Consider the following 16,002-nt stretch of genomic DNA (forward strand, 5'->3'; position numbering starts at 1 on the left):
ATTTAATAATATTTAAATACTACTTTTCTATTACGGTGGCATAACATACTATATTTTTGGAATATGTCTACTGATTAATAGACATTGGGCTTTATGATACCACTAACCGATTAATTTTCAATCAAAAATGGGAACGATTACCAAATCTTATCAAACTTTTTAAAAATCAAAAAAAATATCCTAAAGTTAGACTAATCAAATAATTAAATATTTAAGTTAGTCAAATAAAATCACGTCAACATCAGTGAAAGACTAGTGGTACAATTGATTGATGGGTATCTCGACATTTATTATTGAGTAACTCACAGCTATTGAGCTCGCCAATAACTTGTAATGCTTCTTCTTCGACGCTAGCTAATGACAAACTAAATTGGTTGAAAGTTAAATCATCAGCTGCATGTATTGCATAAGTGAATATTATTTTGGGTTCACTGTCATCAACAATATCTAAGTAAATTTTAGTAAAATAAATACTTTGATTAATTTGGCTCAGCTCAGCCATGAGTGATATGATGGCCGATAACTTAATTTGTGCGGTGATAACCACTTTCAAAATATCATCAATAAGCTCAATTTTTGCCTCATATATACCATCGATTTTTTGTAGATAACTAAGATGTATCGTAAAATCATCTTCATCTTGATAAAAATCAACATTCATCTTGTTAAGCCATTGGGCAATTTGCGACAGTTCGGTCATAGTCTTTTAGGTAGCCGTAAATAAATTTGCCGCTATACTAATAAAAGCAAGATAATAAAGCAATCTTTCTTGTCCATCCTCAGTAAGTTAAGCATAGCTGTGGTTTTGCTTTTCTGTCGTAATAAACGTTGATATTGTAATTAAATTGCTTGACTCACTTCACAGTTAAAAATTAATAGATCATTCCTATCCAAACACCCCCTATTTACTACTTCACTTTTTTTTAAAGTGAAGTATAGTAGTGAGTGATTTTTAAATTAAAGAGGTGTTTAATGTACGCAGTCATTTTTGGACGACCTGGATGTCCATATTGTGTCAGAGCAAAAGAGTTAGCTGAAAAATTAGCTGAAGAAAGAGATGATTTTTCATATCGTTATGTTGATATCCACGCTGAAGGTATCACAAAAGAAGATCTATCAAAAAGTGTCGGTAAACCTGTTGAAACCGTACCACAGATTTTTATCGATGAAAAACCAATTGGTGGATGCACTGATTTTGAAGCTTATGCAAAAGAGCACTTAGGTTTATTTAAACAACAATAATTCTGCGGTTTAAAATAATAAAGGGGATATTTTCCCCTTTTTTATTATCGCCCTGGTAATTTTTTCCAGGTCACATCATTTCTTAAATAGGTCGCTTCTACGTTTTGCGCACTCACGATATGCCCTTGCTCAAACTGTTTTTGTGCGATAAGGAGCATATCTTCGGCTCTTGGTAGTGCTATTTTTCCATCTTGTATACCAAGTAGCATCTGCGGGTAAGTTTGCCAGCCCGTACCAGCATAATATACTGCGGGGGCACTTAGTGATAGGTTGGCAAGATAGCCGGCAACTTGATCAGGCTGAATGACGCATTCATTAATCATCGGTGATAATTCACCATTACCAAGACATTGGTATGCCCCTAAATAAACTTCTCCCATTCTAGCATCAATAGCGGTAATCACCTGCTCAGCCCCACTCATCCGATTAGCCCCTTGTGCCAGTGTTGCTAATGTGGATACTCCAACTAAAGGCTTATTAATGCCAAATGCTATTCCTTGTGCAATACCAATGCCGATTCGCACGCCAGTAAAACTGCCCGGCCCTTTGGCAAAGGCAATCGCATCAATTTGCGACAATGTACAACCAGCTTGCTTAAGTAAATCATCAATCATTGGCAGTACTTGCTTAGTATGATCGCGCTGGGAAAGCGTAAAACGCTGGCTTAACTGCTGATTAAACATCAATGCCACAGAGCACGCTTCTGTTGATGTATCAATGGCTAATATATTTATCATGATATAACTCTTTAAAACGTTAATGTTTATTGGCTAATAAAAAATCAGTGACTAGACCAATATCCCGTGTTCTTGGTGATGGTGGTAAGCTATTAATAAAAATAGCACCATAAGATCGCATAACTAAACGATTATCGCAAATCACAATGGCACCACGATCTTGATGATGGCGAATTAATCGGCCAACACCTTGCTTTAAGGTAATTACCGCTTCTGGAATTTGTATGTCATTAAACGGCTCTCCTCCTTGTAGTAAACAGTCCTCAATGCGCGCTTTCATTAATGGATCATCCGGTGATGAAAACGGTAATTTATCAATAATCACGCACGATAAAATATCACCGCGCACATCGATCCCTTCCCAAAAACTGTTTGTAGCAATCAGCAGCGCATTACCTTCATCAATAAATTGCTCCAATAATTGCGTTTTGCTTGTCTCACCTTGAACCAATACTGGTAATGCTAACTTTTCTCTAAATAATTTAGCCAATTCATTCATCATCATATGTGATGTACACAAAAAGAAGCAGCGTCCCTGATTTGCTTCAATAAGCGGCTGTAATATACTAACCAGTTTTTGTGCTGTGTTTTTTTCATTCGGTGAGGGAAGATACCTTGGCACACAAAAGAGTGTTTGATTGGCATAATCAAAGGGGCTTTCTAAAATCAATGACGTGGCATCATTCAATCCTAAGCGCTTGGTAAAATAATCTAAATTATGATTAACCGATAACGTAGCTGAGGTAAAAACCCACGCCCCCTCACGCTCTGCCATCAATGACGCAAACTTATCGGCAACTGATAATGGTGTAAGCGCTAAGGTAAAGTGATTACCCAAGCATTCATACCAGTAGCTAAATCCGGTCACCTGAATGCTTAATAAGCGCTGTAGCAAAGCCAAATACTGATTCACTCGCTCAAAGCAGTTGTCTAGGGTTGACGAACGCCCTATCGCGAGTTGTAAGACTTCATGACAAAAATTGAGTGACTCGGTGAGATACGTGATTTCCGCTTTAATTAAAGGATGCTGAATTAAATCGCGTAAATTGCCCTTAAGACCAATATTGCCGATTTGGATGCGTAAATCTTGGGTGCATTTTTGTAACTTATCAGCACATTTTTGCAGTTGCACCATATCACGCACTTCGGTTCGATAGCAAAGCAGTATCTCTTTCGCTAAATCAAATAGCTGCCTGCTTGTTAGCTGTTGACCAAAATATTGACACGCGAGATCGGGTAATTGATGGGCCTCATCAAAAATTAGCACATCAGCCTTTGGTATTAACTCTCCAAATCCGGTATCTTTAACCACGACATCCGCTAAAAAAAGATGATGATTAACAACGACAATATCCGCATTTAACGCGCGTCGCCTCGCTTTAACCACATAACAATCATCGTATTGTGGGCATTCACTCCCCAAACAACTCTCATTGGTGCTCGTCAACATTGGCCAAATCGGATTATTTTCAGTGATTGTCGCACATTTACTGATATCGCCATCCGTGGTTTTGGTCACCCACTGCCGTGCACGCACTAAATCAGTTTGCAAAGTTTTAGCGAGCTCACCGGGGGCTGAGTTATGATGCGTTAACTTTTCCAGACACAGATAATTACTACGCCCTTTTAACAACGCGATTTTACCGGAAAATTCAAGCGCTTTTTTAATAATAGGCAAATCTTTGCTATACAGCTGATCTTGCAAGTTCTTAGAACCAGTGGAAATAATAACCTTTTTTTCACTACGCAAAGCCGGCACTAAATATGCAAAGGTTTTGCCAGTTCCGGTACCGGCTTCAACAACGAGTGGGCTACTTTGCGCAATGGCTTGATTAATTTTTGCCGCCATTTTTTGTTGTGCATCACGGGGCGTAAAATCCTTGATAGCCCGAGCTAGCATACCATTAGGAGCGAAATCATCAACCACAACAACACCAATATTTTTTAATTAATTGGCGTCATTATGCCTGAATGTGGGGGAAATGGGAAATTCAACGAGATATAAACATGTCACAAATTAATCCTTCGTTCAATAAAATCCAAATCGCTAATACGATGTTTTACTTTCTGATATTTGATCTCGTATTTCGTATTGAAATGTTTCAATATATTATAAAAATAAAGTTTCCCTTTATTTTTTATGCTATTGTGTTCGTTAATCAGCTTAATTACTATTTCATGGCACAATTTGGGGTATTTATGCTTAAGTTTATATAAATATTCGGTATCATTTTCTTTACAAAAGCAAATCAACGCCTTTTCTACAAGATCTGTAATCTCACGCTCATAATTTCTATTAAAATGCTTTCCTAACTCTAAATAAAAGTTAATATAATTCAAAGTATTTTTTCTATACCAGTGCGAACTTTCCCAGCATCCTGACCAAATTCCTTCATCATGCTTACGATACACGCCCATTACATCATTAATATGATATATTTTACCCTTTTCTGCATGTAAAAGATGAATATAATAATCAATAGGGATAATATCTTTAGGCAAAAAATTATGTATATTTTCTGAACAGAAGCGCCATCGATATACTACTGATGCAGTCGGAATAAAATTCTCTCTAAATAAATCCTCTAATGATAATTCTTTCTTATGAAAAATCTGATCTGATTCAGGATAAATCGAGTCCTGAAATTTATTGTTTTCCCATATCATTTTTACATCATGGAAGATGATTGAAAAATTTTCATTTTTATCTAAAAAGTCAACTTGTTTTTGTAGCTTATTTTCATCAATCCAATAATCATCGCCTTCACATAAAGCTACATATTTAGATTTTATTTTATCAGCCATTTCCATCCAGTTTTGCCAAATACCTACATTTTTTTTTCTCAAGATTGGTTTTATTAGTTCAGGATATTTTTCAGCGTATGAGGAAATAATTTCTTGAGTCCTATCAGTTGAGCAATCATCTGAAATAATAATTTCATAAGGAAAATTGGTTTTTTGTTGAACAAAGCTTTCTAGTGTTTGTGATATATACTTTTCATGATTATATGTTATACATGCAACTGTTAATTTAACTTCCATTATCTTTTTCCATCTCTAAATTAGCTGCTAGGGATAATAATTTATTTTTTCTTTCTTTTAAGATTTTTGCAGGATTACCTGTAATAATTTTCCAAGATTCAAATGTTTTAGTTACTAAACTCATTGCACCAACGGCAGTTCCTTCACCCAGAGACACGCCAGGCAAAATTATTGCGCCAGCACCAACAATAACATGTTTACTAATAATTACTTTTTTAGAAAAAACGTTTCTATATTGGGTTGGTATAGTAGGATTTGTCAAAAATAGTCCAGAATAATCATCAGATACCGCATAAATAGAAACTCGGGAAGATAGCCCACTAAAATCATTCAAGTCAATCCCTACATCTCCTGCAAATAAACAACAAAAACAAGCTATATGTACATAGTCACCGATATAAATGTTACCAGATAGTACACAAAAATCGTCTATCCGAACATTATTGCCAATCGATATTTTATCAGGCTGATAAATTGATACTTTTCGAGAAATTAAAACATTATCACCTATGGATTTAAATCCTAAAAGACTTAACTCTGATATTGAATAAAAGCTATTTAATTGATTCATATAGTTACGCTGCTATAAATTGTCATAATCTAGTGTAATAAATTACCATTAATAATTTGGCAAATTAAATCTACGTTATCATGTGTAAGATCAGTATATAGAGGAAGGCATGCTATTCTTAATGATATATCTTCAGAAATAGGACACTTTATATCATTCTTAAGATACTGTAATTTATTCAAACTCGGATAGAAATATCTACGAGGATAAATCATTTGCTTATTTAATGCTGTAAATACATTTAATAACTCGGATTCTGAACGGAATAATACAGGATAATAGGCATAGTTATACTCTAATTCATTATGTTTTAATGGATTCATAAGTCTCTTATCAAGCAATGCATCATAATGCTCACTAATTCTCTTTCTAATATTAATGAGCTGACTAATATAAGGAAAGTTAGCCAATCCCATTGCAGCATGAAATTCAGATTGTTTACCATTAATACCTAACATAACATGCTCATCAGCATTATGACCAAATCGCTTAATTAGATCGAGATTATTACTAATATTTTTATCATTGACAATACATGCCCCCCCTTCTACTGTATGAAATAGTTTAGTTGCATGAAAAGAAACAGTTGATATATCACCATAACTTAATAATGATTTACCTAAATAGCTAGAACCGAAAGCATGAGCCGAATCATAAATAACTTTTAAGTTATATTTCTTTGCAATTTCTTCTATTTTTATTACATTGCATGGATACCCAAATACATGTACAGCAAGTATTGCTTTTGTTTTTTTATTAATTAAAGCTTCTATTTTATCTGGATCTATACAATAATTATTAGGTTCAATATCGACGAAAATAGGAGTACAACGTTCCCATAAAATGGATGATGTTGTTGCAACGTAAGAAAATGGGGTGGTTATGATCTCACCTGACTCAATTCCTAACGCTTTAAACGCGAGCTGTATCGCAATGGTACCATTAGTTACATAATGTAAATTTTCAACTTGCAAGAAAACTTTAAGTTTCTGCTCTAATTCTTGTAACAGTATACCTTGATTGGTTAATTGCCCATTGTCCCAAATTTTATCAACAAATTCTAAATATTCATTTTTGGGTGGTAAAAAACTTTTCGTCACAAATATTTTATTCATAGCAATCATTCTCAATATATTTAATTTATATTTATTAAAGCTAGCTTAACATACAATACTACACATTTAATAATAGTTTGTACCCTACCAAATCAGAGTAATAATTGCTATAATCTACAAAAATGGTAGCAGATACTTAATATGCAAAATCTGATCAAAAATAAAACAATTATCAATGAACATAGTTCTCGTTGCGAATTAAATGTTTTCTTATGCTTTAATGATAAATATGCTTTTCAAGCTGGTGTTACGGTTTCATCATTACTTAAAAATAATACTAACATCTCAATACACCTTTTTATGATTGACGTATCGGATAACAATAAAACTTATTTTCAACAATTAAGTTATTATAACAATACTATTATTTTTTATGATGTCGATTCCAGCATTATAGCCAATGAACATAAGTTAAAAGATCATCATATTCCAACCAGTTTACGTATATTCGTGCCCCAAATACTAACAGAGATAGAAAAACTCATCTATTTAGATTCTGATATAATTTGCCATTCATCTTTATCACCGCTGCTTGAAATAAACTTTGAAGATAACATTGTGTTAGCGGCTAAAGACGAAGAAGAATCACAAAAAACACAATGTCCATTATTTGATATTCATTATGGTGAATATTTTAATGCTGGCGTGATGATTATTGATACTAATGCTTGGAATAATAATAATATTACTCAAAAATCGATGGATTTGTTAGATAATAGACGTAAAGAATTCAGATTATTAGATCAAGATGCTTTAAATATAGCCTTAAAAAACCAAACAAAGATTATCGCTAACAACTACAATAAAATAGTAAGCATCTGTGAACATCAAATTGTTCCTGCACTAAACAAGAATGATGTACTTATTCATTTTGCCGGTCCAATAAAGCCATGGTTTGCTGACACAATTCCAGAGCTTTATCAATACTACCAACAAATATCTCCATGGAATGCGATTAAACTTGATAAACGGCCTAAAGAATCAGCATCAAAATATCGATTATTAGCTAAGCAACAATTTAAAGAAAAACACCCACTAAAAGCAATTAAATATACATTGATTTATATATTGAAAAAACTAATAAAAAAATAAATTATTTCAGCTAATTAAAATATTAGCTTATCAAATTGCTATTATTTATTAGATAAGCTAATAATTCTTTATACATCTAAACAATCAGCTGAATTTTTCTAATGATTACTTTGCACTAATTTGATTAAATACTGTCCGTATCTAGTCTTAGTTAAAATTTTTGCTTGTTCCAGTACTTGCTCTGTAGATAGCCAACCTTGGCGATAAGCGATTTCTTCTAAACAAGCGACTTTCATTCCTTGTCTATTTTCAATGGTATGAACAAATTGAGAAGCTTCAATTAAGCTATCATGAGTACCTGTATCTAACCAGGCAAAACCACGGCCTAATATTTGAACTTTTAATCGACCTGCTTGTAAATAACACTCATTGAGATCGCTAATTTCAAGCTCTCCTCGCGCCGATGGTTTGAGCGTTTTAGCAATGTTAACCACCTGATTATCGTAAAAATAAAGCCCAGTTACGGCCCAACTCGATTTAGGATGTTGCGGTTTTTCTTCAATCGATAACGCATTATATTGATCATCAAAATCGACCACACCAAACCGCTCTGGATCACTCACTTGATAACAAAATATCGTCGCTGACTCATTAGATTGCGCTACAGCTCGCGCAAGTTGCTGACTAAAACTTTGACCAAAATAGATATTATCTCCCAAAACTAAACAACATGGCTCATTAGCAATAAAATCTTCAGCAATGATAAACGCTTCAGCAATTCCATTTGGTTTATCTTGTATTGCATACGATAAATGAATACCAAATCGCTCACCATTACCAAGCAATCGTTTAAAAGCCGCGTGGTCCTCTGGTGTCGTGATAATGAGTATCTCTGAAATTCCAGCCAACATTAACACGGAAATAGGATAGTAAACCATCGGCTTATCATAAATTGGCAATAATTGTTTTGAAACACCTTGGGTAATCGGATATAAACGTGTTCCAGACCCACCGGCAAGCACAATACCTTTCATTATAAATCCTTTAATATGTTATTGGGTTAAGCCAATTCGTTGTCTTGCATAAGAGCCATCTTTAATATTGTTACACCAATTTTGGTGACTCAAATACCATTCAACCGTTTTACGTATCCCGCTTGCAAATGTCTCTTGAGGCAACCAACCTAATTCTGTTGCTATCTTAGTTGCATCAATAGCATAACGCTTATCATGACCGGGCCTATCGGCTACATAAGTAATCAAATCAGCAAAACTCGTGATATGATTAGGTTTATTAGTTACTAATTCATCGAGTAGTTGGCAAATGGTCTGCACAACATCAATATTCTTGCGCTCATTATGACCGCCAATATTATAGGTTTCACCAATTTTCCCTTTAGTAATAACCTGATAAAGCGCTCTAGCATGATCTTCAACATAAAGCCAATCTCGGATTTGGCTACCATTACCGTAAACCGGCAGCGACTTGCCTTCTAATGCATTAAGGATAACTAAAGGAATCAGTTTTTCTGGAAAATGATAAGGACCATAATTATTAGAACAGTTAGTAATAATGGTAGGTAAACCATACGTTCGATGCCATGCTCTCACTAAATGATCACTTGATGCTTTCGACGCCGAATAAGGACTACTCGGAGCATATGCGGTTGTTTCAGTAAATAAATCAGTTGTGCCAGCAAGATCGCCATAGACTTCATCTGTCGAAATATGATGAAATCTAAATTGATTATTTAAACCACTGCCAAATTGTGACCAATAATGGCGTGCGCTTTCTAATAACTGATAAGTCCCAATAATATTGGTTTCAATAAATGCTGATGGCCCATCAATAGAACGATCTACATGGCTTTCTGCCGCCAAATGCATCACAGCACCAGGCTTGAAAGCGGTGAAGAGATGATCGAGTGCAATTCGATCGCAGATATCAACCTGAGCAAACTGATAACGCTCACTGCCAGAAACCGGTGCTAAAGATTCAAGATTACCCGCATAGGTTAATTTATCAACCACTAACACCTCATCATGAGTATGCTCGATGATATGTCGAACTAAAGCAGAGCCAATAAAGCCAGCTCCGCCAGTAACAAGTATTTTCATATCTTTACCTTACTCATTATTTTGTCATATAACTAACCGCTAAATCGGCTATTGTTTCAAAAATTATATTCTTATCACTTTCATTAGCAAAAAAATCAATAATTGAATAACGATCACTTGTTGGGGCCCAGTTAGTCTGTAATAATGAATTGTTTCTCTCAAATAACGCGATAGTGGGCTTATTATAGGCTGATGCAATATGCACGATAGCCGTATCGGGAGAAATAATAACATCCACACTAGAACATAATGAAAATAGCTTTTCCATACCATCAGAGCTGTCGACTGCTACGATATTTTTATTAACAGTTTTATTAATAATTTCATCGATAACTGCTTTTTTATCCGCATAATAAGCCATATAAACAGGCGTATCAGGCAATCTTTCCATCAATAAATTAAGTATGATAACGGCATCATCAACGTTTATCGTCCTACTCTCAATACTCGCAAAAATATTGAAAAATAGGCTATTTTTCTGCCATTGATATGATGCCATTTTAGATGAAGGCGCAATGTCATAAGATATATTGGAATTCTCACACCCCAACATTTCAAGTACGCGTTTTTCTTTTATTGAAGCATGCTCATCGGGTTTAACAACAAAAACTTTTGTACCAAATTTTGGATTTGCAAGCCAACAAAAAATTTTTAGCTTTTCATTTTTGATAGGATTCCATGAAATAATATAATCTAGCTTCTTTTTACGAACAGTCAGACCTAACTTAATCGCTTGCCAAAAAGATGGTTTCCAAAAATCCCAAGATTCCTCAATACGGCAATCTCGCTGCCAAAAATCGGTCGTCGAACCAGCTGTTGTACAGTAAATTTTAGCATCAGGATATTGCTGTTTAATTCCTTTTACTAAAGCCGTATGCAACACACCATCGCCAAGCTTACCATCATTAGAGAAAAATAAAATATTCAAAAATAGCTCCTTAACTATTTAAATCCAGATCGCCTTGTATTACAGGTAATTTGACTGTAGCAATATCTATTTCATTAATATTGTTTTCATAATAATAGATCATAGCATTTTGTGCGTTCATTGGTAACCATTTGCGATATGGATTTTGTGGATTACTGGACATATAAAATGCAATAATCGGTCTATTCAGTGCTGATGCGGCATGAATAATTGAAGTATCAGGGCTAATCACCATCGATGCATGTTTAATTAATTCAATTGAATCAAAAATAGTTTGCGTCCCTTCATACATAACATATTTATCGTTTATTAATAAGGGTTTGAGCTCGTTAGTCACTTTAGGGTAAGTGAGAATTAAGATAATCTTATCGGGATAAACCAAATTTAATCTGGTTAACCACTTTATTTGTTGTTCAGTTGAGAATTTCTTATGATTTGCCGCACCAAAAAAATTAATTGCGATATACGCTTTTGATAAGTACTGCTGGCAAAATGTCAGTAATTCTTCTGTAATAGGAATATTAGGGAATGAGTAATGCCGGTCCATTTTTTGTAACCCTAATATCATCATCGCACTTTCATAATCAAGCGTAATATGTTCATTATTAGCTTGAATATTACGATTAAATAACTTTAATTCTGTTTGATTATAACCAATATTAATCGCCGCATTCACATAGCGGATTAAGACAATATCACGGTTACGTAAAAAATCAGTCAGATCAACCACAATATCATAATTTTCTTTCGCTATTTTTCGAGCAATTAACCAAAATGGCAATAGTGCTCGCTGAGGAGTAATATACAACGAATCAATATGAGGGTCTGTTTTAAAAAGATCCTGTGTTTCACAAGCACTCACGATCCCAATATGGATATTCGGATACTGTTTTTTTATCTCACGATAAACAAACGATGACACGATAAAATCACCTATTTTGCCATCATGGCGAATAAATAAAATTTTACTGGTTGCTAATAAAGCGGGATCCCATTTTCGTGACGGTTTTTTATCTAAAATGAATCGGCCTAAAAAGAGACGAATATTTCTTAAATAAGATTTAATTTTTCGATGAAATCTTTTCATTTCATACTCAATTTATTAAGTTTTACCAATCCCATATTCCCTTAATTTATTTGCAACGGCGGTATGTGAAATACCAAGCCGCTTAGAGAGTTTGCGAGAACTTGGATGGGTTTGATACAAATGACTTAATACTGTTTTTTCAAATTGCTTAGTCATTTCATCTAATGTTTTCCCTTCCATCTCATCACTCAGTACATATGACTTAGCAGATTGAGAACGCGGCAGTGTAATATCGCTTGCCGTGATCTCCTGGCCATTTAGCTGAGCTAACGCGGAATATAGCGTATTTTTTAATTCTCTGACATTGCCAGGCCAATCATAACTCAGTAAAACCAACTGAGCATCTAAGGTTAGAACAGGTGAGTTAATTCCCTGTTTATTAGCAAATTCGTTAATAAAATAATGAGCCAAATCAATAATATCCTCACTGCGCTCATGCAATAAGGGCACGTGCAGTGGTAAGACATTTAATCGATAATAGAGATCTTCACGAAACTTACCTTGTTTTACCAGTAAAAAGAGATCGGCTTTAGTCGCACAAATCACGCGCACATCAACGCTGACTTCATTATCATCACCAACACGGCGAAACGAACCATCATTAATAAACCGCAATAACTTAGTCTGCATTCTAAATGACATTTCATCAATACCATCTAATAACACCGATCCGCCGTTCGCTTGTTCAAAAAAGCCTCTTTTACCCTCAGTCGCACCAGGGTAAGCACCGGGCGCGTGACCATATAACTCACTTTCCACCACTTCATCGGGCATTGCCGCACAGTTTAAGCCCAGAAAGACTTGATCGCCCCGTGGACTATATTGATGACACGCCAGTGCCAGTAAATCTTTGCCTGTTCCGGTCGAACCGGAAATTAATAACGGCTCTTTCTGTTTAGAAAACGCTTTAGCTTGTTTAATCAGTTTTTGCATCGCCGCGCTATTGGTACAAAATACGTTAAACGCTTGCTGATTAGCTATGCCTTTTTTTGATAATCGATTCTTAAGATAGCCAATAGGCTGAATTACGAAGACTAATCGCTCAATATCATCAAAAATTTGTAGAAAGTAGTATTGCTGCTTAAGTACAATTGTGGTGCTTTCTAACTGAGAAATTGGCAGATTTGGATCTAAATTCAGTGCCCTATAATAATCAAATTGATAGTGAGCTTGCTTGGTGCGTTGCAATAAAGCATCAGGTAATGATAATAGCGTGATAGCCGCTTGATTAACCGCTAATAAAACTCCATCAAGATCAATCTCGATGATGGCGACGGGTGAATAATGATGAGTTGTCATGATATCCTAGCTATTGATATAAAGAATTTTGCCACTCTTCATTTAATTTACAGAGATTACGATGACGTTGTCGCCATTGATCACTTTTAATTAAAGTCGGATAGTCAATACAGTTTGTCGCTAATAGCGTATTAGGTTTATCACTTGTTACGTGGCCTAAACTATCTAAAATTGTAAACGTTGCCGACCGATTATTACACGCTAACAAAATATCGCATCCCGCATTAAATGCCATATTTGCACGCTGAGCATAATCACCCATAAATGCAGCGCCTTCCATCGAAAGGTCATCAGAAAAAATGACACCATCAAACTGCAGTTTTTGTTTAAGTATTGTTTGTAACCAAAGAGGGGAACCACTAGCGGGCTTATCATCAAATACGGGATAAATAACATGAGCAGGCATAACCGCATCAAGTTTACCCATTTTGATAAGATCTGCAAAAATCTGCATATCATCGTTGATTAATAACTGAGATCGATTATCAATCGGTGATTCTTTATGGGAATCAGCTAATACTGCACCATGACCTGGAAAATGTTTACCGGTTGTTTTCATACCAGCATCATGCATACCATCAATCATCGCGCCAGCAACTTGAAGTGCGATATGGCGATCTTGATGAAACGATCTCGAGCCTATCGCAAGACAACTATGCCCGAGATCTAAAACCGGCGCAAAACTTAAATCAATATCAAATGCCATCAGCTCCATCGCCAGCACCCACCCCGCATCAAATGCAAGCCGCTTAGCCTCATCGATTGGACGTAATTTGGCATAAGCTTGCGCTGGTGGAATAAGTGTAAAGCCTTGTTTAAAGCGCTGAACGCGGCCCCCCTCATGATCAACGGTGATGAGTAAACGCTGTGATGATGCTGACCTAATTTGCTGCATCAAATCATACAATTGTATTGGGTCTTGATAGTTACGGCTAAATAAAATCACACCAGCAACGGCATTGTGTTGTAACAGCTTTCGGTCATCATCACTCAGTGTTAAGCCTGGAATATCAATCATCAATGGACCCATAATACTCTCTCTATTTTATATTCTGGTCATTGACCAACTGATCAGATGAAAATTGCCATACAATTTCACCGGTTTTTGTTAACAGTAATTCCATCTCAACATTAGCTTGTTCATTGGGTAATTCAGGCACTGTTTTAATCGTTGTAAATAGTACATAATCGGCTTTGACTTGCCTTGCAAGACCTATCATTTTGCTACGTGAAACTAAACCATCATCATTCGTGATACCTAAATGCAATTTAGTTTCAATTATTGTGTTTGGATCAATCACATTAAAAATAGACTGCTGACGAAACGTATTAACAATAATGTTATTAAGCGTTGTTGATGAAACATATTGATTACTATTATTGTTAATATCACTTATTAGCATTGTGTTATTATCACTCACTACCATCGTTTCAAGTAATTCATCAATCAATGGCGTAATAACGGCTTTCCAATCGATCGTCGAAATTTTAGGGGGCGTGTTAATAAGGCTCGTGCGTTTATCTTCCTCAGTAGGTAATATTGATTTAGTGTGAGGTATTAAATGACATGCACTTAATACTAGCATTAGCATCACCATTAAACCCGTCTGCCAAGCTTGTTTCATAAATCCCCTTAACAACCAATAAATTAATTGACTAATTGACCTAAATTCTTACCACCCAATAAGTGCATATGCAGATGGAAGACCTCTTGCCCCGCATCTTTATTACAATTGATAATCAGTCGATAACCATTTTCATCAATACCTTCTTGTTTAGCAATTTGAGCCGCAACCACAAATAAATGCCCAAGCGCTTGCTCATCAGCCGCCGTCACATCATTTACTGTTGCGATCTGTTTGTTAGGTACAATTAAAATGTGCGTTGGTGCTTGAGGTGAAATATCACGAAATGCCGTTACTAAATCATCTTGATAAATAATGTCGGTGGGAATTTCGTGACGAATAATTTTACTGAAAATAGTTTCCTGAACCATAGGATATTCCTTAGTATTATGCCTATCTCATGACAACAATATCAAAATATATTATCACAATCTTACACCAAATAAATGGCAAAAATTTTCAGTTGTTTTTTCTGCAATTATCTCAACGGGCTGCTGCTTTAAAACCGCTAAATATTCAGCAACCTGACGGACATGAGCCGGCTGATTCTCTTTACCTCGATAAGGAACAGGCGCTAAATACGGTGAGTCAGTTTCAATAAGTAACCGATCGAGTGGCACAAAACGGGCAACTTCTCGTATACTTTCCGCATTTTTAAATGTCACAATACCGGAGAATGAAATATATAAGCCTAAATCTAGCAGTTTTTTAGCTGTATCGAGATCTTCAGTAAAGCAGTGCAGCACGCCTGAATGGACGTTTTCATCTTTCAAGATCGCCAATGTATCGTCTTTGGCTTGTCTGGTATGTACGATAACGGGTTTTTGTAATTCGCGCCCTAATCGAATATGTGCGGCAAATGCGGCTTGCTGAACTTGAATATGATCTTGTTGATAATAATAATCCAGTCCCGTTTCGCCCAGCGCAACAACGTGTTCGTCCTGAGCCAGATTCTTAAATAAATCCAAATCAAACGTCTCATCTTGTAAATTGAGCGGATGAACACCACATGACAACGAAATTTGCCCAAAATAAGGCGCGAGCCATGTTCGCATCGACTGATAACCCGATAAGGTTGTTGCTACACTTAAGCAATGCTTCACTGCATGCTCATTTGCTTTTGCAAGCACATCTTTAAGACTTTGATTATCATAATTTAAACTGTCTAAATGACAGTGTGAATCAACTAAAAACATCTCATAAGCTC

Annotated in this window: 17 protein-coding genes; 2 read left to right on the forward strand and 15 right to left on the reverse strand. The window is 35.5% G+C overall.

Annotated features, from left to right (window positions below; translation table 11 throughout):
* Positions 1-241: 241 nt before the first annotated feature.
* Positions 242-700, reverse strand: coding sequence for a YbjN domain-containing protein (locus DES39_RS04665; protein ID WP_121144573.1), 459 nt, complete (start codon positions 698-700; stop codon positions 242-244).
* A 272-nt stretch (positions 701-972) separates the two neighbouring features.
* Here DES39_RS04665 and DES39_RS04670 point away from each other — a divergent pair, with 272 nt between their 5' ends.
* Positions 973-1,242, forward strand: coding sequence for a GrxA family glutaredoxin (locus DES39_RS04670; RefSeq protein WP_121144574.1), 270 nt, complete (start codon positions 973-975; stop codon positions 1,240-1,242).
* Positions 1,243-1,286: 44 nt separating this feature from the next.
* Here DES39_RS04670 and tsaB read toward each other — a convergent pair whose 3' ends face one another.
* From tsaB to DES39_RS04695, 5 genes are all read right to left on the reverse strand, one after another.
* On the reverse strand, positions 1,287-1,982 hold the full coding sequence (gene tsaB / locus DES39_RS04675; RefSeq protein ID WP_121144575.1) for a tRNA (adenosine(37)-N6)-threonylcarbamoyltransferase complex dimerization subunit type 1 TsaB: 696 nt from the start codon (positions 1,980-1,982) through the stop codon (positions 1,287-1,289).
* Between the two features lie 16 nt (positions 1,983-1,998).
* Positions 1,999-3,906: a DNA repair helicase YoaA gene (yoaA, locus tag DES39_RS04680; protein ID WP_121144576.1), complete on the reverse strand. Its 1,908-nt coding sequence runs from the start codon at positions 3,904-3,906 to the stop codon at positions 1,999-2,001.
* An 83-nt stretch (positions 3,907-3,989) separates the two neighbouring features.
* Positions 3,990-5,021, reverse strand: coding sequence for a glycosyltransferase (locus tag DES39_RS04685; protein ID WP_121144577.1), 1,032 nt, complete (start codon positions 5,019-5,021; stop codon positions 3,990-3,992).
* Positions 5,011-5,592 (reverse strand): acyltransferase, encoded by a 582-nt coding sequence (locus DES39_RS04690; RefSeq protein WP_121144578.1) that lies wholly within the window; start codon positions 5,590-5,592, stop codon positions 5,011-5,013. The genes DES39_RS04685 and DES39_RS04690 overlap by 11 nt, the downstream gene beginning before the upstream one ends.
* A gap of 29 nt (positions 5,593-5,621) precedes the next feature.
* Complete coding sequence (locus DES39_RS04695; protein ID WP_121144579.1) at positions 5,622-6,707, reverse strand: DegT/DnrJ/EryC1/StrS family aminotransferase; 1,086 nt, start codon at positions 6,705-6,707, stop codon at positions 5,622-5,624.
* Positions 6,708-6,848: 141 nt separating this feature from the next.
* On the opposite strand from DES39_RS04695, the gene DES39_RS04700 reads away from it, so the two are divergent.
* Positions 6,849-7,799: a glycosyltransferase family 8 protein gene (locus DES39_RS04700; protein WP_121144580.1), complete on the forward strand. Its 951-nt coding sequence runs from the start codon at positions 6,849-6,851 to the stop codon at positions 7,797-7,799.
* A 98-nt stretch (positions 7,800-7,897) separates the two neighbouring features.
* On the opposite strand, the gene rfbA is transcribed toward DES39_RS04700, so the two are convergent.
* The 9 genes from rfbA to DES39_RS04745 are packed head-to-tail and all read right to left on the reverse strand — an operon-like array spanning position 7,898 to position 15,991.
* Positions 7,898-8,773 (reverse strand): glucose-1-phosphate thymidylyltransferase RfbA, encoded by an 876-nt coding sequence (gene rfbA, locus DES39_RS04705; RefSeq protein ID WP_121144581.1) that lies wholly within the window; start codon positions 8,771-8,773, stop codon positions 7,898-7,900.
* 18 nt (positions 8,774-8,791) lie between these two features.
* Positions 8,792-9,856 carry a dTDP-glucose 4,6-dehydratase gene (gene rfbB, locus DES39_RS04710; protein WP_121144582.1) on the reverse strand — a complete coding sequence of 355 codons (1,065 nt, stop codon included), beginning with the start codon at positions 9,854-9,856 and terminating at the stop codon, positions 8,792-8,794.
* 16 nt (positions 9,857-9,872) lie between these two features.
* Complete coding sequence (locus tag DES39_RS04715) at positions 9,873-10,784, reverse strand: glycosyltransferase family 9 protein (RefSeq protein ID WP_121144583.1); 912 nt, start codon at positions 10,782-10,784, stop codon at positions 9,873-9,875.
* Between the two features lie 10 nt (positions 10,785-10,794).
* Positions 10,795-11,871, reverse strand: a complete 1,077-nt coding sequence (locus DES39_RS04720) for a glycosyltransferase family 9 protein (protein WP_121144584.1) — start codon at positions 11,869-11,871, stop codon at positions 10,795-10,797.
* Between the two features lie 15 nt (positions 11,872-11,886).
* Positions 11,887-13,170, reverse strand: a complete 1,284-nt coding sequence (locus DES39_RS04725) for a sigma 54-interacting transcriptional regulator (RefSeq protein ID WP_121144585.1) — start codon at positions 13,168-13,170, stop codon at positions 11,887-11,889.
* Between the two features lie 10 nt (positions 13,171-13,180).
* Entirely contained in the window at positions 13,181-14,200 is a 1,020-nt protein-coding gene (nagZ, locus tag DES39_RS04730) for a beta-N-acetylhexosaminidase (protein ID WP_121144586.1), read from the reverse strand.
* A 10-nt stretch (positions 14,201-14,210) separates the two neighbouring features.
* Positions 14,211-14,795: a hypothetical protein gene (locus DES39_RS04735; RefSeq protein ID WP_121144587.1), complete on the reverse strand. Its 585-nt coding sequence runs from the start codon at positions 14,793-14,795 to the stop codon at positions 14,211-14,213.
* Between the two features lie 23 nt (positions 14,796-14,818).
* Complete coding sequence (locus tag DES39_RS04740) at positions 14,819-15,166, reverse strand: HIT domain-containing protein (protein WP_121144588.1); 348 nt, start codon at positions 15,164-15,166, stop codon at positions 14,819-14,821.
* A gap of 54 nt (positions 15,167-15,220) precedes the next feature.
* A complete protein-coding gene (locus tag DES39_RS04745; RefSeq protein ID WP_121144589.1) occupies positions 15,221-15,991 on the reverse strand; it encodes a YchF/TatD family DNA exonuclease in 771 nt (256 codons plus the stop codon).
* Positions 15,992-16,002: the final 11 nt, after the last annotated feature.

It is taken from the genome of Orbus hercynius, assembly GCF_003634275.1.
GTDB classification, from domain to species: Bacteria; Pseudomonadota; Gammaproteobacteria; order Enterobacterales; family Orbaceae; genus Orbus; species Orbus hercynius.

Bases quoted from the DNA above. Each gene is read 5' to 3' on its own strand.
- DES39_RS04665 (WP_121144573.1), bottom strand. From the start codon at position 700: ATGACCGAACTGTCGCAAATTGCCCAATGGCTTAACAAGATGAATGTT.
- DES39_RS04670 (WP_121144574.1), top strand. From the start codon at position 973: ATGTACGCAGTCATTTTTGGACGACCTGGATGTCCATATTGTGTCAGA.
- DES39_RS04685 (WP_121144577.1), bottom strand. From the start codon at position 5,021: ATGGAAGTTAAATTAACAGTTGCATGTATAACATATAATCATGAAAAG.
- DES39_RS04690 (WP_121144578.1), bottom strand. From the start codon at position 5,592: ATGAATCAATTAAATAGCTTTTATTCAATATCAGAGTTAAGTCTTTTA.
- DES39_RS04695 (WP_121144579.1), bottom strand. From the start codon at position 6,707: ATGAATAAAATATTTGTGACGAAAAGTTTTTTACCACCCAAAAATGAA.
- DES39_RS04700 (WP_121144580.1), top strand. From the start codon at position 6,849: ATGCAAAATCTGATCAAAAATAAAACAATTATCAATGAACATAGTTCT.
- rfbA (WP_121144581.1), bottom strand. From the start codon at position 8,773: ATGAAAGGTATTGTGCTTGCCGGTGGGTCTGGAACACGTTTATATCCG.
- rfbB (WP_121144582.1), bottom strand. From the start codon at position 9,856: ATGAAAATACTTGTTACTGGCGGAGCTGGCTTTATTGGCTCTGCTTTA.
- DES39_RS04720 (WP_121144584.1), bottom strand. From the start codon at position 11,871: ATGAAAAGATTTCATCGAAAAATTAAATCTTATTTAAGAAATATTCGT.
- DES39_RS04725 (WP_121144585.1), bottom strand. From the start codon at position 13,170: ATGACAACTCATCATTATTCACCCGTCGCCATCATCGAGATTGATCTT.
- nagZ (WP_121144586.1), bottom strand. From the start codon at position 14,200: ATGGGTCCATTGATGATTGATATTCCAGGCTTAACACTGAGTGATGAT.
- DES39_RS04735 (WP_121144587.1), bottom strand. From the start codon at position 14,795: ATGAAACAAGCTTGGCAGACGGGTTTAATGGTGATGCTAATGCTAGTA.
- DES39_RS04740 (WP_121144588.1), bottom strand. From the start codon at position 15,166: ATGGTTCAGGAAACTATTTTCAGTAAAATTATTCGTCACGAAATTCCC.
- DES39_RS04745 (WP_121144589.1), bottom strand. From the start codon at position 15,991: ATGTTTTTAGTTGATTCACACTGTCATTTAGACAGTTTAAATTATGAT.